The organism is Mycobacterium sp. C31M, from assembly GCF_053345865.1.
The window spans coordinates 215196-234906 of the sequence record NZ_JBKFAX010000006.1; the positions used below are offsets into that span (position 1 = coordinate 215196).

Annotated in this window: 19 protein-coding genes and 1 tRNA gene; 9 read left to right on the forward strand and 11 right to left on the reverse strand. The window is 67.5% G+C overall.

The features are described from left to right. Positions 1–21 precede the first annotated feature (21 nt). From mbtN to crcB (ACLBYA_RS11900), 5 genes are all read right to left on the reverse strand, one after another. Entirely contained in the window at positions 22–1206 is a 1185-nt protein-coding gene (gene mbtN / locus ACLBYA_RS11880) for a mycobactin biosynthesis acyl-ACP dehydrogenase MbtN (protein WP_447709599.1), read from the reverse strand. Further along, entirely contained in the window at positions 1203–2774 is a 1572-nt protein-coding gene (gene mbtM / locus ACLBYA_RS11885) for a long-chain-fatty acid--ACP ligase MbtM (protein WP_447709661.1), read from the reverse strand. Before mbtM ends, mbtN begins: the two co-directional genes overlap by 4 nt. Positions 2775–2791: 17 nt before the next feature. Further along, positions 2792–3061 carry an acyl carrier protein gene (locus tag ACLBYA_RS11890; protein WP_447709600.1) on the reverse strand — a complete coding sequence of 90 codons (270 nt, stop codon included), beginning with the start codon at positions 3059–3061 and terminating at the stop codon, positions 2792–2794. Positions 3062–3124: 63 nt separating this feature from the next. Then, complete coding sequence (gene crcB / locus ACLBYA_RS11895) at positions 3125–3481, reverse strand: fluoride efflux transporter CrcB (RefSeq protein WP_447709601.1); 357 nt, start codon at positions 3479–3481, stop codon at positions 3125–3127. After that, a complete protein-coding gene (crcB, locus tag ACLBYA_RS11900; protein ID WP_447709602.1) occupies positions 3478–3852 on the reverse strand; it encodes a fluoride efflux transporter CrcB in 375 nt (124 codons plus the stop codon). The genes crcB (ACLBYA_RS11895) and crcB (ACLBYA_RS11900) overlap by 4 nt, the downstream gene beginning before the upstream one ends. A 47-nt stretch (positions 3853–3899) precedes the next feature. On the opposite strand from crcB (ACLBYA_RS11900), the gene ACLBYA_RS11905 reads away from it, so the two are divergent. Beyond that, positions 3900–7142, forward strand: coding sequence for a BTAD domain-containing putative transcriptional regulator (locus tag ACLBYA_RS11905; protein WP_447709603.1), 3243 nt, complete (start codon positions 3900–3902; stop codon positions 7140–7142). A 65-nt stretch (positions 7143–7207) separates the two neighbouring features. Here the strand turns inward: ACLBYA_RS11905 and ACLBYA_RS11910 are convergent, their stop codons facing one another. Beyond that, on the reverse strand, positions 7208–7873 hold the full coding sequence (locus ACLBYA_RS11910; protein WP_447709604.1) for a hemerythrin domain-containing protein: 666 nt from the start codon (positions 7871–7873) through the stop codon (positions 7208–7210). A 96-nt stretch (positions 7874–7969) separates the two neighbouring features. On the opposite strand from ACLBYA_RS11910, the gene pgm reads away from it, so the two are divergent. The 3 genes from pgm to ACLBYA_RS11925 all read left to right on the forward strand — a co-directional run bounded on the left by pgm (position 7970) and on the right by ACLBYA_RS11925 (position 10998). After that, on the forward strand, positions 7970–9604 hold the full coding sequence (pgm, locus tag ACLBYA_RS11915) for a phosphoglucomutase (alpha-D-glucose-1,6-bisphosphate-dependent) (RefSeq protein ID WP_447709605.1): 1635 nt from the start codon (positions 7970–7972) through the stop codon (positions 9602–9604). Then, the gene (locus tag ACLBYA_RS11920; RefSeq protein ID WP_447709606.1) at positions 9601–10869 is read left to right on the forward strand and encodes an MFS transporter; all 1269 of its coding nucleotides are present in this window, start codon (positions 9601–9603) and stop codon (positions 10867–10869) included. The genes pgm and ACLBYA_RS11920 overlap by 4 nt, the downstream gene beginning before the upstream one ends. Positions 10870–10925: 56 nt before the next feature. Continuing rightward, positions 10926–10998, forward strand: a tRNA-Ala gene (locus tag ACLBYA_RS11925). A gap of 208 nt (positions 10999–11206) precedes the next feature. On the opposite strand, the gene ACLBYA_RS11930 is transcribed toward ACLBYA_RS11925, so the two are convergent. The 3 genes from ACLBYA_RS11930 to ACLBYA_RS11940 form a co-directional block, all read right to left on the reverse strand. Further along, positions 11207–11431 carry a PIN domain-containing protein gene (locus tag ACLBYA_RS11930; protein ID WP_447709607.1) on the reverse strand — a complete coding sequence of 75 codons (225 nt, stop codon included), beginning with the start codon at positions 11429–11431 and terminating at the stop codon, positions 11207–11209. 116 nt (positions 11432–11547) lie between these two features. After that, a complete protein-coding gene (locus tag ACLBYA_RS11935; RefSeq protein WP_447709608.1) occupies positions 11548–11730 on the reverse strand; it encodes a type II toxin-antitoxin system Phd/YefM family antitoxin in 183 nt (60 codons plus the stop codon). Positions 11731–11747: 17 nt separating this feature from the next. Next, positions 11748–12401 carry a TetR/AcrR family transcriptional regulator gene (locus tag ACLBYA_RS11940; protein WP_447709609.1) on the reverse strand — a complete coding sequence of 218 codons (654 nt, stop codon included), beginning with the start codon at positions 12399–12401 and terminating at the stop codon, positions 11748–11750. A gap of 201 nt (positions 12402–12602) precedes the next feature. Between ACLBYA_RS11940 and ACLBYA_RS11945 the strand changes: the two genes are divergently transcribed. Genes ACLBYA_RS11945 through ACLBYA_RS11960 form a run of 4 tightly spaced genes read left to right on the forward strand, consistent with a single transcriptional unit; the run spans position 12603 to position 16691 of the window. Next, the gene (locus ACLBYA_RS11945; RefSeq protein ID WP_447709610.1) at positions 12603–13025 is read left to right on the forward strand and encodes an MmpS family transport accessory protein; all 423 of its coding nucleotides are present in this window, start codon (positions 12603–12605) and stop codon (positions 13023–13025) included. Continuing rightward, a complete protein-coding gene (locus tag ACLBYA_RS11950) occupies positions 13022–15919 on the forward strand; it encodes an MMPL/RND family transporter (RefSeq protein ID WP_447709611.1) in 2898 nt (965 codons plus the stop codon). Before ACLBYA_RS11945 ends, ACLBYA_RS11950 begins: the two co-directional genes overlap by 4 nt. Then, positions 15916–16245: a DUF732 domain-containing protein gene (locus ACLBYA_RS11955; protein WP_447709612.1), complete on the forward strand. Its 330-nt coding sequence runs from the start codon at positions 15916–15918 to the stop codon at positions 16243–16245. The genes ACLBYA_RS11950 and ACLBYA_RS11955 overlap by 4 nt, the downstream gene beginning before the upstream one ends. Before the next feature lie 35 nt (positions 16246–16280). Next, positions 16281–16691 (forward strand): DUF5078 domain-containing protein, encoded by a 411-nt coding sequence (locus tag ACLBYA_RS11960; RefSeq protein ID WP_447709662.1) that lies wholly within the window; start codon positions 16281–16283, stop codon positions 16689–16691. Here the strand turns inward: ACLBYA_RS11960 and ACLBYA_RS11965 are convergent. After that, on the reverse strand, positions 16688–17383 hold the full coding sequence (locus ACLBYA_RS11965) for a TetR/AcrR family transcriptional regulator (protein ID WP_447709613.1): 696 nt from the start codon (positions 17381–17383) through the stop codon (positions 16688–16690). The two genes, ACLBYA_RS11960 and ACLBYA_RS11965, sit on opposite strands and share 4 nt — an antisense overlap. Positions 17384–17456: 73 nt before the next feature. On the opposite strand from ACLBYA_RS11965, the gene ACLBYA_RS11970 reads away from it, so the two are divergent. After that, positions 17457–18677 (forward strand): oxygenase MpaB family protein, encoded by a 1221-nt coding sequence (locus ACLBYA_RS11970; RefSeq protein ID WP_447709614.1) that lies wholly within the window; start codon positions 17457–17459, stop codon positions 18675–18677. Positions 18678–18688: 11 nt separating this feature from the next. Here ACLBYA_RS11970 and ACLBYA_RS11975 read toward each other — a convergent pair whose 3' ends face one another. After that, positions 18689–19492: an ABC transporter substrate-binding protein gene (locus ACLBYA_RS11975; protein WP_447709615.1), complete on the reverse strand. Its 804-nt coding sequence runs from the start codon at positions 19490–19492 to the stop codon at positions 18689–18691. Between the last annotated feature and the right edge of the window lie 219 nt (positions 19493–19711).

Consider the following 19711-nt stretch of genomic DNA (forward strand, 5'->3'; position numbering starts at 1 on the left):
CCCCAGTTCGCGAGGGGACCGCTAGCCGGCGTTGCCCATCATCTCGGCATAACCGTCGTGGTCGGGCTTCATGGCCGCGGCGACCAACTCCCACAGCACCTCATCGGTGCCGCCACCGACACGGGCGAGCTTCATATCCCGCCACCAGCGGCCCAGCGGGGTCTCGTCGACCAGATATCCGGTGCCGCCGAAGATGTGCATGCACTCCGAGACCACCTCTTCGCCGAGCCGTGCCGCGCACACTTTCATCGCGGCGGCGGTGCGCAGGTCCAAGGTACCGCCCGCGGCGATCCCGGTCAGTGCGTGCCGCAGCAGGTCGACACGGGCCTGCAGATCGGCCATCCGCATCCGCAGTGCCTGATGCTCGTACAGCGTGTGCCCGAACTGGCTGCGGTTCATCATGCGCGCCAACGTGATTCCCAGCACCCGCTGACAGCTGCCGGCGATCTGCCCGGCCACCGACATCCGCTCGTGCGCCAGACCCCACGAGATGGCGGCCAACCCGATGCCGGCTCGGGCCACCAGTGCGTCGGCCGGCACCCAGGTGTCGATGTGCACCGCGGCGGTGTCCAGTGGGCCGGCGCCGACCTTGTTGTAGGGCCGCTGCACCTGCACGCCGGGATCCTTCAACGGCACCGCGATGACGACGACGTTGCCGTGCTTGCTGTCCGGGTCCTTGTCGATGTTGCGGGCCACCGCCATCACGTAATCGGCGATGGGGGACAGCGATACGAACTTCTTGATGCCCTGCACCCGATAACCGCCGCCCTCGGAACGCACCGTGGTGCCGACGATCTGCAGATCCGACCCGCCCGACTCCTCGGACGCCCCGACACACAGCACCGTCTCACCGCGGATGGCCTGTTCGGTGATGGCCCGCAGATGATCGGAGCGGCCGAACCGGCGCAGCAAGGCGATCGCCGAATCGTGCAGGCTCACCCCGACTGCGATGCCGGCCGAGCCGAGCTTGCCCAGCTCCAAGGCCAGCGCGATCACCTTGGCCACATCGGGTTGCACGGCATCGCCCCACTTGGCGCTGAAAACACCTTCGGCGCCCAGGTATTCGATCAATTCACGGGGGAACTTGTCGGTGCGCTCGGCCTCGGCGGTCCAGTCGCGGACGCGGTCGTCGAACACCCGACCCAGCAACTGCTCGTACTCGGCCACCGGAATGGCGGTCGTAGGAGGTTCGTTCAGCAGCGTCATTGTCCGGCGCCTTCCAGATTACGTTTGACCTCCAGTCGGCGCAGCTTGCCCGACGAGGTGCGGGGCAGCGACCCGGGCCGCATGAACACGACATCGGCAGGCACGACGCCACATTCGGAGGCGATGAGCTCCACCATGGCGGTGCGGGCGGCGGGTTCGTCGGCGCCCTTGAATTCGGCGGCGATCACCAGCCCGGGCCTGGCGGGGCCGTCGGTGCCGACGGCGACCACCGCACCGGCACGCACCCCGTCGACCTGAGCGGCGACGGTCTCGATCTCGGTGGGGAAGATATTGCGGCCGGCGACGGTGATGATCTCCTTGGCGCGCCCGCAGATCACCAGGCCGCCGTCCAGGAAATATCCGATATCACCGGTGGGGAACCAGCTTTCGGCCTGCACCGGTGTCTCGCCGAGGTAACCGTGCATCATCGAGGTGCCGCGGATCTCGACCTCGCCGACCTCGCGGTCGGACACGTCCCCGGAGAAGCGCTCGTGGGCGGCGATCCGGATCTCCATACCGGGGATGGCCGCACCGAGCACCGCATGCTTGCGCACATACCCGCCGTCATCGGTGACGACGTGGATCTCGTCGACCTGGAGACCCTGTCCCGGCGTGGGAACGGCAACGGCGCAATTGGATTCGGCCAAACCGTAGGACGGCGCCAGCGCACCGGGGTCCAGCCCGAAGCGGGCCATCTCGGTGGCGAAGCGGCGGCTGCCGTCACAGTCGACGGGCTCACCGCCGTTGAGCGCGTAACGCAGTGCCGAGAAATCGACATCACTGATGAGGCTGGAGTACTTGCCGACGATGTTGTAGGCCATGTTCGGCGCCGCGGTGAGCGTGGCACGACTTTCGGTGAGCCACTTGAGCCAACCGAACGGCTGCGCCGAGAACGCCGTCGTCGGTGCCTGCCACAGCTCGGCGCCCGACAGCGCCATCGTCAGCACGAAGGACAGCCCCATATCGTGATACAGCGGCAGCCAGGAGTGCCCGCAGTCGGCGTCGGTGACCTCGACGCGGTTGATCAGCGCGCGGATGTTGGCCAGCACGGCCTCCGGCGACAGCTGCGCGGTCCGCGGTGTGCCGGTGGACCCGGCGGTGCCCTGCAGCACCGCGGTATCGGCGTCTCCGACGGTGCCGATGTGGGTGTGCGAGCGCTGTGGGTGGGCGATGGTGGTGATGTCGTAAACGCCGAGATGGCTGTCGGCGGCGCTGAGTTCGCGCAGATGCGTGCCGTGGCTGAACACCTTGCGCACCCCGATGGCGGCGAAGCGATCCAGCGTCACCCGGGCCCAGCGCTTCGGGTCGGCGCCGCGTACCGGGCCGGGCAGGATCGACACCCCGGCGCCGGCCAGGAAAGCCCCCGGGATCGCGGAGATGAACTCGGCGGTCGGGTCGCCGACCAGGCCGATGGCCGATGTTCCGGCATCGCAGATGTGGGCGGCCACATTCTCGGCCCTGGCATGGATCTCACCCCACGGGTGACGGTTCCAGGCCCCGGTCTCGGTGTCGAGAACGCTCAGCGCGCGGTCGGTCGAGGTCATCGACCGGGACAAGGCCTGCGCCAGAACCGATGGCGCTGAGGTCACGAGTTCGCCTGGTCCGCAGGCAGTTTCGCCAGGACAATCTTCTCCAGGTCGCCGAGGGTCTCACAGCTGAGCAGATCTTCCTCGTCCAGTGCGGCGCCGAGTCGGTCCTCGATCGCCACCATGCCCACCGCGAACGCCACCGAATCCATGCCCACATCGTCGATCAGCTTGGAGTCGCGGGTGACCCGGCTGACGTCGACGTTGAGGTCCTCACGCAGGATTGCCAGGAGCTGGGGATGGACCGCTTCGGGCTGTGACATTTCCATGTTCGGCGACCCTACACCTGAGAATTTACTCAGGGTAGGCTTACCTGACGTGCTACACGCCACTCACAGCCGGCCGACGAGCTGACCCAGCCACACCGCGCCCAGTCCGAGCACGACGCTGCCCACGATGTTCAGTACGGCGTAGCGCCGACGGCGTTCCTCGGCCAGGCGGACGGTGTCCAGCATCCAGGTGGAAAAGGTGGTGTAGGCGCCGACGAACGCGGTGCCCGCCAACAAGGCCGTATGCGGACTGAGCGCCAGCGTGCCCAGCAGGCCGAGCAGAAACGCCCCGGTCACGTTCACCACCAGGATGCCCGACGGGAAGATGCCGCCGACCTGAGTCAGCACCGCCCGGTCCACCAGTAGTCGGCACACCGCGCCGAGGCCGCCGATGAGGAAGACGCCGATCCAGACCGTCATATCCGCAGCGCCGCCTTCGTCCCGGCGTAGGCGGCCAGTAACCCCAGCCCGACGCTGGCCACCGCGTATCCCGCGGCCAGGCCGTAGTGCCCGTGCTCCAGCATGAGCACCGTCTCGACCTGCATGGTCGAGAACGTGGTCAGCCCGCCACACAGCCCGGTCCCCAGCAGCGCGCGCGGATAGCCCGGGCCCGGGAGTCGGGCCGCGACGACACCCAGCAGTGCCGCGCCGACGATGTTGACGGTGAAGGTGGCCCACGGCCAGTGTCCGGGCGGCACCGCGAGCAGGTGCGTGAGGCCGGCGCGCGCCAGCGTGCCGATGCCGCCGCCGATGAAGACGGCGGCGACTTCCCGCCGGTCGGTGAGCGCCACCCGCAAAGTATGTCGGGTCGGGGCCGGACCGATAGGGTCGGCACACCATGACGTCGCAGGACCTTTCCCCGGTGCGGATCTGCGTACTGGGCCCGTTGCGGGCGTGGGTGGGTGGGCAACCGGTGGATCTGGGCGGGCCCAAACAGCGGTCGGTGCTGCTGCGGTTGGTGCTCGCGCACGGCGAGGTGGTCTCCGTCGACCGGCTGATCGAGGATCTGTGGGCCGGGGAACCGCCGCCGAAGGCGTTGGCTGCGCTGCAGGCCTATATCTCGCATCTGCGCCGTGTCCTCGAACCGGGGCGCGAGCGCCGGGCCGCGGCCCGGGTGATCGTCAGCGCCGCACCCGGGTACTGCCTGCAGCTGCCCGATGCAGCCGTCGACACCTGGGCGATGGAGGCCGGCATCACCGCCGCCGAGCAGGCCGTCGACCGCGCCGCCCGGCTCCAGCGCCTGGTCACCGTCTGGTCCGGTGATCCCTACGTCGAGGTGCGCGATGCGCTGTGGGCGGCACCGGAGGTCACCCGGCTCGCGGAGCTGCGGTTGGCGACCGTCGAGGCGCATGCCGCCGCGCAGGCCGCGCTGGGCAATGATGCCGCCGTGGTGCGGGCGCTGGAGCCCACGGTGCGCGACCACCCGGCCCGGGAAGCCGCGGCGTGCCTACTGGCCGCCGCGCACTATCGCAGTGGCCGGCAGGTCGCGGCCCTGGAGGTGCTGCGTCGCACGGCCGGTTACCTGGTCGACGAGCTCGGTCTGGAGCCCGGCCGCGCGTTGCGTGACCTGGAAACCGACATCCTGAACCAGGCCGACCATCTGGAGCCGATCCGGCTGGAACCCGCCCTGGCCCCCGCACCGCATGAGCCGACGGTGCGGCAGCGGACGTGGGGTCGCGGCGCCGAACTGGCCGCGATCAACCGGGCGGCCGCCGAGGCGTCCGGGGGATTGCGGGTCGTCTGGATCGGCGGGGAGGCCGGCGCGGGCAAGACCACGCTCGTCGACGCCGCCGCGGCCCGCTTGCGCGACGGTGGGTGGACGGTGGCAACCGGGCGCAGCCCCGAGGTGGACGGTGCCCCGGCGGGCTGGGCGTGGACCGAGGTGCTGGCCGCCATCGGCGGGGACCTGCCCGCCGCGTTGGGCCCGTTGCTGCATGACGGCACCCCGGCCGGGGAGACCGGGACGTTCTGGATCGCACACGCGCTGGCCGAGGTGCTGGTCGACGTCGCCGACCGGGCGCCGCTGCTGGTGGTGCTCGACGACCTGCACCGCACCGACGGTCTGACCCTGGAGTTGCTGCGGTTGGCCGCCGACAGGCTCGGTACACACCGGGTGCTGGTCATCGGGACCTACCGGCCCTCGGAATCCGGCGCCGAACTCGGCCAGGCGCGCGCGGCGTTGGCCAACCACACCGCAGCGCATCTGCAGCTGACCGGACTCGACGATGTGGCGCTGGTCGAACTGGCCACCGACTGCGGCCTGCCCGCGGTGACCCGGGAGACGGTGGCGCTGCTGCGCGAGCGCACCGGCGGAAACCCGCTGTTCGCACGGGAACTGGCACGGCTGATGGTCGCCGAGGGCGTCGACGCCGCCCACGCACGCATACCCGCCGGGGTGGGCGATGTCGTGCGCCGCCGGTTGGCCCGGCTCCCGCCGCCGACCGCCACCGCGCTGCGACAGGCGGCGGTGCTGGGGCGCGAGGTCGACATCACCCTGCTCGGCGAACTCGCCCGCAGTGATGACGAGGAACTGCTCGACGCGCTGGAACCCGCCGTGCTGTCCGGTCTGCTCGACGAGCCGGCACCCGGTCGGATCCGGTTTGCGCACAACCTGATCCGCGACACCCTGTACGAGGACACCTCGGTGCTGCGGCGCTCCCGACTGCACTCCGCGGCGCTGGCGCTGCTGCGCGACCGGGGTGCCGATGCCTCCTCGCTGGCCTATCACGCCGTGGCCGCTGCCACGGCCGACACCGCCGCCGAGGCAGCCGGTTTCGCGATGCGGGCAGCCACCGATGCCGATGCCGTCGGCGCGCCGGTGGAGGCGACCCGGCAGTGGCGCGCCGCCGTGCGGATGTTCGACCTGGCCGGTGCGGAACCGGCCGCGGGTTTCCCCGCCCGCTGTGGGCTGATCGCGGCGCTGGCCCAGGCCGGTGACGCGCTCAGATCACGGGAAGAGTTGCACCACGCCATGATCGCTGTGGGCCACGACGACGAGTTGGCCGTGCGGGCGCTCACAGCATCGGACAGCCCGCTGGTGTGGCGGGTGCGGGCCGGTGATCTGACCGACCCCGCGATCGTCGACCCACTGCGGCGCGTCCTGGATTGCGAACAGCCACCGCGAACCCGAATCCGGCTGCTGCTGACCCTGTTCACCGAGTTGGAGGGTGTCGAGCACGACGCCGCACTGGCCGCCAGTACCGAGGCGCTGACGCTTGTTCGTGAGCTCGATGATCAGCGACTGTTGCTGGCGGCGCTCAACGTCCGCGCGTTCGCCTGCCTCGGTCCGGACCTGGAGCATGAGCGGGAAAGTGTTGTCGCGGAGATGCTCTCGGTGGCAGAGGCGCTCGATGCCGTGGACTATCAGGCCGTGGCGCACTGGTTCGCATTCCTGGACGCCTCCGGGCGCTCGGACCTGACGGCCGCGGCCGCCCACGCCGATCAGGCGGTCGCGCGGGCCGGCACCGGACAGCTCGGCTTCCTGCTCGGCGTGCTCGACGCCCTCGGTGCGCAACTGGCCATCCTGGCCGGCCGAGTCGACGAGGGCGAGCAGGGCTATCTGGCCGTGTCGGCCAGGCTGGCCGAGTACGGGGTCGCCAACGGCGCGCAGATCGGGATCGTCGGCCGGGTAACCGCGGGCCTGGTCCGCGGCAGCCTGGCGCCGATCGCCGACGACCTGGTCGCGGTGCACCGGTTCGTATCCAAGATCATCGCCGACGGTGCCACGCTGGCCCTGCTGCAGGCCGGTAGAGACCAAGAGGCGCACGAGATCTGGTCCGAGCGCCTGCCGCTGGAGCGGTCCTTCTACTTTGTCGCGATGGCCACCCTGCGGGTGCACGCCGCCGTCGCCGTCGGTGATCTGGACACCGCACGGGCGACCGCCGCCGAGTTGGCGCCGTACTCCGGTCGGTTCGCCGGCCTGAACAACGGCACCCTGCTGACCGGGCCGGTGGACGCCGCGCTGGCCGCCGTCGCCGAGGCTGACGGTGATGTGGAGAAGGCCGCGGCCCACCGGCGGGCCGCGGCCGAGCTGACTCAGCGGCTGGCGACCGAGGCGGAGGCTCTCTCCCGCCCAAAGTGACGTTTGGGCGGGAAAGTGCCAGGAAGGCCCGGCCAATTCGTCACTCTCGGCGGGGGATCGGGGGCTCAGCCGAACACCGCGCGGTCGAACCGGTTGTGCCGCCGGGTCAGGTACCGCAGCAGCAGCATCAGCGGGGCGGGCACCCCGGCGGCGATCGTCGCGCGCTCGGTATCGGTGGCCACCGCCAGCATCCGCGGCCCGTCGAAGGACAGCCGACCGGACTTGCGGGCTGCCGTCTCCACCGCCTCCCAGTCCGTCACCGACACATGCCGGCGGATGACCGGGAACAGATCGCGTTCCTCGTCGGCGATATGCGCGTGCAGCAGCCGGTGCAGATCGGCCAGCCCGGCGGCCAGCGGCCGGGCCAACTCGGCATCACCGGTGCGGGCGAACGCGGCCGCGGCGGCCCGCAACCGGTCCAGCCGCGGGTCGAGGGTGGCGTGATCCTCGGTGAGCTCGGTCAGGTCCACCAGGCCGGCCGCCGAGGATTCGATGATCGGCCAGAGCACGTCATCCTCCATCGAGTGGTGATGGTGGATCGACTCACACATCAGCTCGACATAGCGGTGCACCGTGCGGGCCCGCTTGGCGCTGCACGGACGGCGGCGCTGCGCGATCGCGGTGGTGAGGTCGGCCAGCCGACCGATATCGGTGACCATGGCGCGGTGAGCCAGGGCGATCCCGCTCAGGTCGGGCACGACGGGTTGGGACGTTTGTGGGGAGCTGTTCATGCCACCGACCTTGACGATGTCCACTTGCGGAGAACTTGTGACGGGCTTGCGGCTACAACGAGACACGCGCCCCGCGGGTAGGCAAGGATGGAGGTCATGGTGGCCAATCCGCGTGCCGGTCAGCCGGCTCAGCCCGAAGATCTCGTCGACCTCGCGCATCTGGTCACCGCGTATTACACGGTGCAGCCCGACCCCGATGATGTCGCCCAGCAGGTGGTGTTCGGGACCTCCGGGCACCGCGGTTCGGCGTTGGACGGCGCGTTCAACGAGGCACACATCCTGGCCACCACGCAGGCCATCGTCGAGTACCGTGCCGCCCAAGGCACCACCGGCCCGCTGTTCATCGGCCGCGACACCCACGCGCTGAGCGAACCCGCCTGGGTGTCGGCGCTGGAGGTGCTGGCCGCCAACGATGTCGTCGCGATGATCGACGCCGCCGACCGCTACACCCCGACCCCGGCCGTCAGCCACGCCATCCTGACCTTCAACCGCGGCCGCGACACAGACCTGGCCGACGGCATCGTCGTCACCCCGTCCCACAACCCGCCACGCGACGGCGGCTTCAAGTACAACCCACCCAACGGGGGACCGGCCGACAGCGACGCCACCAGCGTGATCGCCAAGCGTGCCAACGAGATTCTGCGCGAAGGCATCCGGGCGGTGAAGCGGGTCCCGTTGTCGCGGGCGCTGGAGGTCGCCGAGCGCCACGACTACCTCAACGCCTACGTCGCGGATCTGCCCAACGTGGTCGACCTGCATGCCATCCGCGCGCAGGGGGTGCGCATCGGCGCCGACCCGCTGGGCGGGGCCAGCGTCGACTACTGGGCCGCCATCGCCGAAACCCACAAGCTGGACCTGACGGTGGTGAACCCACTGGTCGATGCGACGTGGCGGTTCATGACGCTGGACACCGACGGCAAGATCCGGATGGACTGCAGCTCGCCGAACGCAATGGCCGGCCTGATCGCGAATCGGGACAAGTATCAGATCGCCACCGGTAACGATGCCGACTCCGACCGGCACGGCATCGTCACCCCCGACGGCGGGCTGCTGAACCCCAACCACTACCTGGCCGTGGCCATCGACTACCTCTACGCGCACCGGTCGGGCTGGTCGCCGGACACCGCCGTCGGCAAGACCGCGGTCAGCAGTTCGATCATCGACCGGGTGGTCGGCGGGCTGCGCCGCAAGCTCATCGAGGTGCCCGTCGGCTTCAAGTGGTTCGTCGACGGATTGGTCACCGGGACAATCGGTTTCGGCGGGGAGGAGAGCGCGGGTGCGTCGTTCCTGCGCACCGACGGGTCGACCTGGACCACCGACAAGGACGGCATCATCCTGGCGTTGTTGGCCTCGGAGATCCTGGCCGTCACCGGTAAGACGCCGTCGCAGCGCTACGCCGAACTGGCCGAACGGTACGGCGCGCCCACCTACGCTCGCATCGACGCGCCCGCCGACCGTGAGCAGAAGGCGCGGCTGGCCAAGCTGTCGGCCGAGCAGGTCATCGCGACCGAGCTGGCCGGTGAACCCATCACCGCCAAACTGACCACGGCACCCGGTAACGGCGCGGGCCTGGGCGGGCTGAAGGTGACCACCGAGAACGCGTGGTTCGCCGCGCGACCGTCGGGCACCGAGGACGTCTACAAGATCTACGCCGAATCTTATCTGGGTCCGGAGCATCTGGCGGAGGTGCAGGAGGCCGCCAAATCGGTGGTCAATACAGTCATCGGGTGAGCTCTCGTACGGAGGACGACTGTCCGTCCACGACAAAACCGCGCCTGCCCCGTGAGGTCTGGGTCCTGGTCGCGGCAAACTTCGTGGTGGCGCTCGGCTTCGGGGTGGTGGCGCCGGTCCTGCCGCAGTACGCCCGGCACTTCGGCGTCAGCATCGCGGCGGCTACATTCGTCATCACCGCGTTTGCCATCATGCGGCTGGCCGGTGCGGCCCCGGCGGGTATCCTGGTCCAGCGCTGGGGTGAACGACGGATCTACATCAGCGGCCTGATCATCGTCGCGTTGTCGACGGCCGCGTGCGCGCTCGCCGAAACCTACTGGCAGTTGCTGCTGTTCCGGTCGCTCGGCGGTGTCGGCTCGGCCATGTTCACGGTGTCCTCGCTGGCGCTGATGATCCGCATCTCGCCCGCCGATGCGCGGGGCCGGGTGGCCGGGCTGTTCTCGTCGGGATTCATGATCGGGTCGGTGGGCGGACCGATCCTGGGTGCGCTGACCGCGGGGTTCGGGTTGTCGGCGCCGTTCCTGATCTATGGTGCCGCGCTGCTGGTGGCCGCGACGGTGGTGTTCGTCAGCCTGCGGCATTCGACCGTCGTCACCGGACCCGGCGAGGACGACGGTCCGCCGGTGCCGTTCCGGGTGGTCTTCGCCCACCGCGCGTACAAGGCGGCCCTGCTGTCCAATTTTGCGACCGGTTGGGCCTCGTTTGGCCTGCGTATCGCGTTGGTCCCGCTGTTCATCGTGGAGGTGCTCGGGCGGAGTCCGGCGGTGGCCGGGCTGGCGCTGACCGCCTTCGCGGTCGGCAACATCTCGGTCGTCATCCCGAGCGGGTATCTGTCGGACAAGCTGGGGCGGCGCAAGCTGCTGATCTTCGGGCTGACCTTGGCGGCACTGTCGACTGCGTTGGTGGGGTTCACGTCGTCGCTGCCGGAGTTCATGGTGGCGGCCTATGTGGCCGGCGCCGCCACCGGGATCTTCGTCTCACCGCAGCAGGCCGCGGTCGCCGACATCGTGGGCAGCAAGGCGCGTGGCGGCACCGCGGTGGCGACGTTCCAGATGATGGCCGATGTGGGTTCGATCGGCGGGTCACTGCTGGTCGGGTTGATCGCGCAGTACTTCGGATTCTCCTGGGCCTTTGTAATCAGCGGGTTGATTCTGCTGATCGCCGCGTTGGCCTGGATTTTCGCCCCGGAGACCCGCGGACGGCCGCCCGCGGAGCACACCCCGGCCCGTCCGCTGGGCCCGGAGGCCGGTGGAGAGGTGCCCTGACCAGCCGTTTTGAACCTGCGTAGGGCAGTGGTGTACGTTTCTACAGCACAACAAACGGGGCTATGGCGCAGTTGGTAGCGCACCACACTGGCAGTGTGGGGGTCAGGGGTTCGAATCCCCTTAGCTCCACGTTTGAGAGGGTCCCAGGCCTTGAGCCTGGGGCCCTTTTCATTGCGCGACGTGACTTCAGTTCCGCGGGACCGGCGCTCGCGAGGCTGTACCGAGGTAGATCCAGACGCCACATTCCGATCTCGGTGACCAGGAGATCATGGGACGCGCCTGGGCATGAGCGATCAGATCTGAACCGCCGAGGATTTACACCCGACGAGCCGGGCCGTCACTCGGTGGCGTCGAGGATGAAGTCTCGACCGAGTCCGAGCAGCACCCGGTCGGCGGTGAGCAGGCGCAGACCGGCCCGGTCGGCCTGGGCCACCAGCAGCCGATCGAACGGGTCGTGCCGTACAAGTTCCGGGTAGTCGCGGATCGCTTCGGCGTCTTCGGCGGTGACGTCGAGCAAAAGCAATCCTTGTTCGACCAGCAGTGCGGGCAGTCCGCTGGGCACGTCGCGTTTGCCGAGCTTGGTTGATGGTCAGTTCCCACACGGTCGCGGCCGAGACGTGCACACCATGCGCCGCACCGATGGCCTGCCGCGCAGACGCGCCCAGGCGAGGGCTGTCGTCAAGCAGCCAGAGTGAGTTGACCCCGCAGCCCACCGAATGCAACGTCGACGGACCGGTGGGGGACCAGGTCTGCGACGGGCTTTCCGGCCTTGGAGATCATGACCCGCTCGCCGGCGGCCACCCGTTCGAGCAGCCGCGACAGATGTGTCTTCGCCTCGTGGATGTTCACGTTGACGGTCATATCGTGCTCCGGCCGACTCAGCTCGCCGGATCCCAGCCGTGCATGGCCTCGTGCATCTGGCCCTCGTTGAGCGGTTCCACCCCGAGCGGCTTGATGTCCGAGCGGTTGCGCATGCCCTCGAGCAGCAGCGCGACGTAACGGCGCCACAGCTCGGGTTCGACGTGCCCGGCCCATTCGCTGACGGTCCCGGCTAGCAAGCCGATGACCGGGGTGTCCGGATGCTGGATATCGGGGCGCAGATGGCCGTCGCGGCGGGCCCGCTCGACCAACCGATAGACCAGCGGGACGAGTTGCTCGCGGGCGCTGTCCACGCGATCGCCACCATAGGCCCGGCTGTAGATCATCTCGCGCAGGCCGCGGTCGGTGGCGGCGAGCTCGCACTGACGCTCGACGAACCAGACGAACCCGTCCCACGAATTCTCGTACTGCAGCGCCTTTTCCGCGAGCGCGACGACCTCGGCGATACCGTCCTCGAAGATCGCCTCGACGAGGTCCTCCTTGGTGGCGAAGCGGCGGTACACGGTGCCGACGCCGACGCCGGCGTGGTGGGCCACATCGTTGAGGGTGGCCTCCATGCCCTTGGCGGCGAACAGCTCCCGCGCGGCCTGCAGCACACGCTGTCTGTTGCGCTCGGCGTCCTTGCGCAGGCCGCGGCATGGTTTGTCAATCACGGGGCCCACTTTAGTGACGAGGCTTACCGTTCGCCACAAACGGATTGACTCTATCCACTTTTAGTCTTAGATTTTCTCAGGATCGCCTGCCGCCCGTTGTTGCGCGGTGTCACCTGAGGGAAGGGTTTGATTTGTCGTGCGAATCTCAGAATCGGTGAACCTGTTGGACCGCAGCGGTTCCGGTGCACGGCGGGTCGGACGTTGAACGTCATCAAGCGGGTCTGGCTACCCGTTCTGGTCGTTTTCGCCATTGCCATCGGCGGTCTGACGGTCTCGCAGCTGCGTTCGGTGTTCGGCTCCGACGGCGCGGTCGTCACCCCGATCGACGCCGATACTGCCGACAACTTCAATCCCAAGGTCGTCACCTACGAGATCTTCGGCACCGGCTCCTACGCGCGGATCAACTACGCGGATCTGGACGGAAAGCCCCAGCGCACCGGCGAAGTCAGCCTGCCCTGGACCTTGACTCTGGAGACGACGCTGCCTTCGGTGATGCCGAATGTCATGGCCCAGGGCGACGGTTCCTCCATCAGCTGCCGCGTCACCGTCGACGACGAGGTGAAAGACGAAAGGACGGCTGAAGGTATGAACGCCGCCACCTACTGCCTGGTGAAGGCCGCATGACCATCACCACAGATGACGCGCCCACCGGCCCGATTCCGCCCGCACGGCACGCGGCCCGGCCCAAGCTGCCCCGCTTCATCCGGGCCTTCGCGGTGCCGATCGTGCTCATCTGGATCGCCATTGTCGCGATCCTGAACACCGTCGTCCCGCAGCTCGAAGAGGTCGGCAAGTTGCGTGCGGTCTCGATGAGCCCCAACGATGCGCCCGCACTGATCGCCACCAAGCATGTCGGCGAGAAGTTCGAGGAGTACGACACCTCCAGCTCGGTGATGATCGTGCTCGAAGGTGACGAACCACTGGGTCCCGAGGCGCACACCTTCTACGACGAGATCGTGCAAAAGCTCGAGGCCGAAACCACACATGTTCAGCACGTGCAGGATTTCTGGGGCGACACCCTCACCGCGGCCGGCGCGCAGAGTATCGACGGCAAGGCCGCCTATGTGCAGGTGTACATCGCCGGCGACCAGGGCGAGGCGCTGGCCAACGAGTCGGTGCAGACGGTGCGCGATCTTGTGGACAGCACCGAGGCCCCGCCGGGTGTCGCGGCCTATGTCACCGGGCCCGCCGCGCTGACCACCGACCAGAACATCGTCGGTGACGCCAGCATGAAAACCATTGAGGGCGTGACGATCGGCATCATCATCGTGATGCTGCTGATCATCTACCGGTCGTTCGTCACGACGCTGGTGATCATGTCGATGGTCTTCGTCGGCCTGCTGTCGGCCCGCGGCATCGTGTCCTTCCTCGGTTTCTACGAGGTGTTCGGGTTGACAACGTTCGCGACAAGCATGGTGGTGACGCTGGCGATCGCCGCCGCCACCGACTATGCGATCTTCCTGATCGGCCGTTATCAGGAGGCCCGGCGGTCAGGTCTGGACAAAGAGGACGCCTACTACGACATGTTCCACGGCACCGCGCATGTGGTGCTCGCCTCGGGCATGACGATCGCCGGTGCCACCCTGTGTCTGCACTTCACCCGGCTGCCGTACTTCCAGAGCATGGGGTTCCCGCTGGCGGTCGGTATGACGATCGTGGTGGCTGCGGCCCTGACGATGGGCCCAGCGCTGATATCGATCGTGACGCGCTTCGGAAAGGTGCTGGAGCCCAAGGGCAATGGCCGCGCCCGCGGCTGGCGCCGACTCGGCACGGCGACCGTGCGCTGGCCGGGCGCGATCCTGGTGGGGGCGATGGTGCTCTGCCTGGTGGGTCTGCTGACCCTGCCCGGGTACCACACCACCTACAACGACCGGATCTATCTGCCCGACGATGTGCCCGCCAACGTCGGCTACGCCGCGGCGGACCGGCACTTCTCGGACGCCAAGATGAACCCCGACCTGGTCATGGTCGAGGCCGATCATGATCTGCGTAATCCGGCGGACTTCCTGGTGATCGACAAAATAGCCAAGGCGCTGGTCAAGGTGAACGGTATCGCCTCGGTCACCACGATCACCCGTCCCGACGGTAAACCGATCAAGCACTCCACCCTGGCCTACACCGTCGGACAGAGCGGTACCGGCCAGATCATGAACAACGATTTCCAGCAGACCGTGTTGGAGAACACGCTGGCCCAGGCCAACGAGATGCAGGTGACCATCGACTCGATGGAGACCATGCAGCGCATCACCCTGGAACTTGCCGATGTGACCCGCCGGATGGCCGACAAGATGAACGACACCTCGGCCAACCTCAACGATGTCCGAGATCACCTGGCGGACTTCGATGATCAGTTCCGGCCGTTGCGCAACTACTTCTACTGGGAACCGCACTGCTTCAACATCCCGATGTGCTGGTCGATGCGATCGGTGTTCGACAGCCTGGACGGCATCAGCACGATGAGTGACGATTTCACCGAACTGGTCCCCGATATCGAACGGATGGCGCAGCTGACACCGCAGATGGCGGCCGTCATGCCGGCGATGATCCAGACGATGAAGAACCAGAAGCAGATCATGCTGAACCAGTACCAGGCGCAGAAGATGCAGCAGGACCAGAACATGGCCAACCTGGAGGACAACACGGCGATGGGGGAGGCGTTCGACACCGCCCGCAACGACGACACGTTCTACCTGCCGCCGGAGGCCTTCGAGACCGCCGACTTCCAGCGCGGTATGAAGCTGATGATGTCGCCGGACGGAAAAGCGGTGCGGTTCACCGTCTTCCACCAGGGCGACCCGTTGACCGAGGCGGGCACCGAGCGCATCGATCCGATGCGGATCGCGGTGGCCGACTCCATCAAGGGCACCCCGCTGGAGGGGTCGACGATCTTCGTCGGCGGTAGTGCGGCGATGTACAAGGACATGCAGCAGGGTGCCGATTACGACCTGCTGATCGCCGCGGTCGCCTCGCTGATCCTGATTTTCCTGATCATGGTGATCCTGACCCGGGCCATCGCGGCGGCCGCCGTCATCGTCGGCACCGTCGTGCTCAGCCTCGGCTCCGCATTCGGACTCTCGGTGTTGGTGTGGCAGCACATCGTCGGCATCCCACTGGGCTGGATGGTGCTACCGATGTCGGTGATCGTGCTGCTCGCCGTCGGCGCCGACTACAACCTGCTACTGGTGTCACGCATGAAGGAAGAAGTGCACGCCGGTATCAACACCGGGATCATTCGGTCCATGGCCGGTACCGGATCCGTGGTCACTGCAGCAGGATTCGTGTTCGCTTTCACCATGATCGGCATGCTCGTGTCCGACATGATCGTGATCGGTCAGGTGGGCTCCACGATCGGTCTGGGTCTGCTGTTCGACACTCTGATCGTCCGCTCGCTGATGACACCGTCGATCGCGGCGATGATGGGGCGGTGGTTCTGGTGGCCGTTGCAGGTGCGCCCGCGCCCCAAGCCCAAGCCGTGGCCCAAACCGCTGCAGCGTGAACCGCAGGAGGTGCTGTCATGAGAAGGATTCTGTTCGGAATTGCCGCGGCGGCAGTGATGGTGCTGCCACTCGGTACCGGGATTGCCGCCGCCGACCGGGACACCGATTTCGCTCGTGAGTTACACGGGTTCGGGATCTACGGCCAACGGGACTACAACGCCTGGATGGCCAAGATCACCTGCAAGCGAATGGACACCGGAGTCGACCCGGCCGCAACAGATTCCGCGGAGTTCCTGAAGATGAACTTGGCCCGCACAAGCAGTACCGAACAGGTGTGGCAGTTCCTCGGCACGGCGCTGCGAATGTATTGCCCGGTGCATCTGGACAAATTGGAGGCGGTACAGTGAATCTTCTCGTGCGAGCCGTGACGGTGGCCGCGGCAATGGCCGCGTTGGGGGCCGCGCCGGCGCATGCCGACGCCACCGACGAATATCCGATCCCGAGCAAGCAGATCCAAACCCAATGCGACGCAGAGCAATATCTGGCCGCAGCCCGGGACACCAGCCCGATCTACTTCGAGCGCTACATGCTCGACAAGAGCAACCGTCCGCCCGACGTGCAGCAGATGGCCGTCGACCGCATCCACTGGTTCTACTCACTGGACGCCGCGGGCCGGCGCCAGTACTCCGAGGACACCGCCACCAACATCTACTACGAGCAGGTGGCCACCCGGTGGGGGAACTGGGCCAAGGTGTTCTTCAACAACAAGGGTGTGGTGGCCAAGGCGGCCGCGGTCTGCATGAACTACCCGCGCGGTGAAATGTCCGTGTGGAACTGGCCCGTCGCGCGCTAGTTGTGATTTCGGCGCGCTTTCGTACGCTGAGAGTACGTGACCGCTCCGAAATCACGAGGAGGGGAGCCCGCCAGACCGCGGAAGTAGGCCACGCACATCTCGGCGGCGATCCCGGCCAACTCGGCGGGGGCCAGTACCGGGTCGCGCAGCCAGTCCTCGATCAGCTGATTGACCCCGCCCACGATGAACAGCGCACCGCGGCGCAGTTCGGTGGTGCCCGGGGTTTGCTCACCGAGCACATCGGGCGCGCGGCGGGTGATCTCCTCGGTGATCAGATCCAGGATCCCGGCGCGGTGCTGCCCGAGCCCGGGAACATTGCTGACATCGCCGGTGGAAATCCGGTGCACATGCGGATCGGCCGCGATGATCTCCAGGAATGCCGTCAGGGCCGATCGCAGCTTGTCGGTCAGCGAGCCCGGGTCGCCGACCCCGGCGGTCACCATCGCCGCGAGCAACTGATCACGGACGTCGTCGGCGACCGCGAAGATCAGCGCCTCGCGGTTGTCGAACTGTTCGTAGAAGTACCGGGTGATCAGTCCGGCCTGGCTGCACACGCCGCGGACGGTGACCTCGGTGACGCCCGATTCGCCCCAGAGTTGGCGACCGGCGGTGAGCAGCCGACGGCGGCGGTCGGCGCAGCGGTCGGCGGCGCTGATCCCGCCGTAGTCCCGCTCCACCTTCGCGCGCTTCATTGACAGCACCCTACCCGCCGACTAGATTCGGACAACGCTCGTTATCCAAAGTGGAGCTCAAAGGAGAGCAGCCATGCCTGTAGCCGTTCCTGCGCGTCATCCGGCCCGGCCGGGATCGGTGCCCGGTGCCATCCGCGTCTTCGCCGCTGCGTTGGCGCTACGCGAACCCGACACCGAGCAATGGCGCCGACTGGGGGAGCGGTTGACGGTCGGCGACGAGCGCGCCGACTGCCTGGTGGAGTGGATGGCGGCCACCGGGATGGCGCAGACCCGGGTGTTGTTCGACCGCGCGCTGACGGAGGGGATCAGCGCGCTGCCGGACGCGCCGGAGCCACTGCGCGAGTTCTTCGCGGCGGTGGAGACCGTGCCGGACTGGGTGGACTGGGACAAGATCCGCCGCGGTGAGCGCGCGATGCGGCGCGGCGGGGCCGACGGCATGTACGTCGCGCGTGACGTCTCGCTGCTGGGCGGCTATCAGTTCTCCGGTTTCAACAAGACCCTGGTGCGCACCGGTGCGCTGGAGAAGGGGTCCAACAAGCGCTTCGCCGAAACCATGCAGTGGGCCATGGACGTGATCTCGGAGAACGGCATGGACCCACATGGCGCCGGCTATCGCTCGACCCTGCGGGTGCGCCTGATCCACGCCCTGGTGCGACGCCACGTGGCTTCCATGCCGGATTGGCGCGGCGACGACTGGGGCGTGCCGATCAACCAGACCGATATGGCCGCCACCCTGGTCGGCGCCCTGGTTGCACCGTCGGCCTGCGGGCTGGGCATGGGAATCCTGTTGTCGCCCAGGGACTACGACGCGATCGCGCACCTGACCCGTTATGTCGGCTGGCTGATCGGCGTGGACGACGAGTGGTTGCCGCGCGATTACCGCGACGGTATCCGGGTGCTCTACCACACGCTGACCGCACTGTCCGAACCCGACGAATCCACCAAGGCACTGGCCATGCCGATGGCGCAGGACCCGCTGGCCTGGCATTACCGAAGCTTCGCCGGCCTACGCCGACGGCTCGCGCGCGCCCAGCATCTGTCGGTCACGAGCGCGTTCCTCGGGCCGCGGACGATGCGTGCGCTGGGCTTGCCGGCCTATATGCCGCCGTGGTATCCGGTGCTGCGACTACCGGTCAACGTGCTGCGCAGCGTCTCGGTCCTGGTTGTGCCCGACCGAGCCGACGCCGACGCCGCCCGCGGCGATCGCGAACAGCAGGAGCTGCTGCGCACCATGATCGGCGATGCCGAGGCGACGATCGGGGAATCCGCCGCCCACGTCGGTCGGGTCGCCTGACCGCAGGGCGGTCAGGACTCCGACAGGTCGGCGACCGGCTTGCCGGTGAGCGCGTTGCTCAACTGCGGGGTGAGCACCTCCAGTGCGTACAACAGGGCATCGGGTCCGCTGTAGGTCAGGGCACCGCTGAGCGTGGAGTCCGAACCCGCGTAGAGGGTGCGGTCGTCGCGCACGACGTCGAGTCGGGTGAAGGCCGGCGATCCCGCCAACTGCTGTTTGGTCAGTCCGTTGACGAACAACACGTCACCCTCCAGCAGCGACAGCTTCTCGTCGGAGATGTCACCGGTGTCGGGTTGCGCGTTGAACCCCAGCGCGTCGAACAACTGACGGCGCGGGTCACCCTCGCCCAACAGGTACTGCGCGTTCACCTCGGAGGTGTAGTCGGCGACCAGCGTCTTGTCGGCGAACTCGGGATGCGCAGTTTTGGTCTCCGTGATTTTTGAATTCACCTCGTCGACCAACTCCCTTGCCTGCTGTTCCTTGCCCAGGGCCTTGCCGATCGTCAGAAGCTGTACATTCCAGGGTGTTTCCTCGTCCGGATATTCGTCGGACTGAATGACGGTCGGGGCAATTTGCGACAACTGGTCGTAAGTCTTCTTGTCGATGGTCTCGTATATCGCGAAGATGACGTCCGGCTTTGCCTTCGCGATGGCCTCGTAGTTGATTTCGTCGCCGGGAATGACCGGAACGCCTTGGCCGTCGGTGGCTTCTTTCACCCAGGGAAAGTCGTTGTAATTGTCGAAGAAGCTCCGGGTACCCACCGGAATCACGCCGAGTGCCAACACATCGTCCTGGTCGTTCCAGCCGACGGTCACCACTCGCTGTGGGTTTGCTGTGAGTTTCGTTTCGCCGAATTTGTGTGCAATGACAATGGATTCATTTGTTCCGGCGCTGGTGGGGGCTGTTTCGGCGGCATTCGGGGTGGATGCACCGCAGCCGGCAATAAGCATTGCGCTGAAAGTTGTTGCGGCCAAAGCTGTGAAAGTCCTGCGAACCGTGAAACGTACGTTTGTGGGCGTCATGAGGTTAGGTTA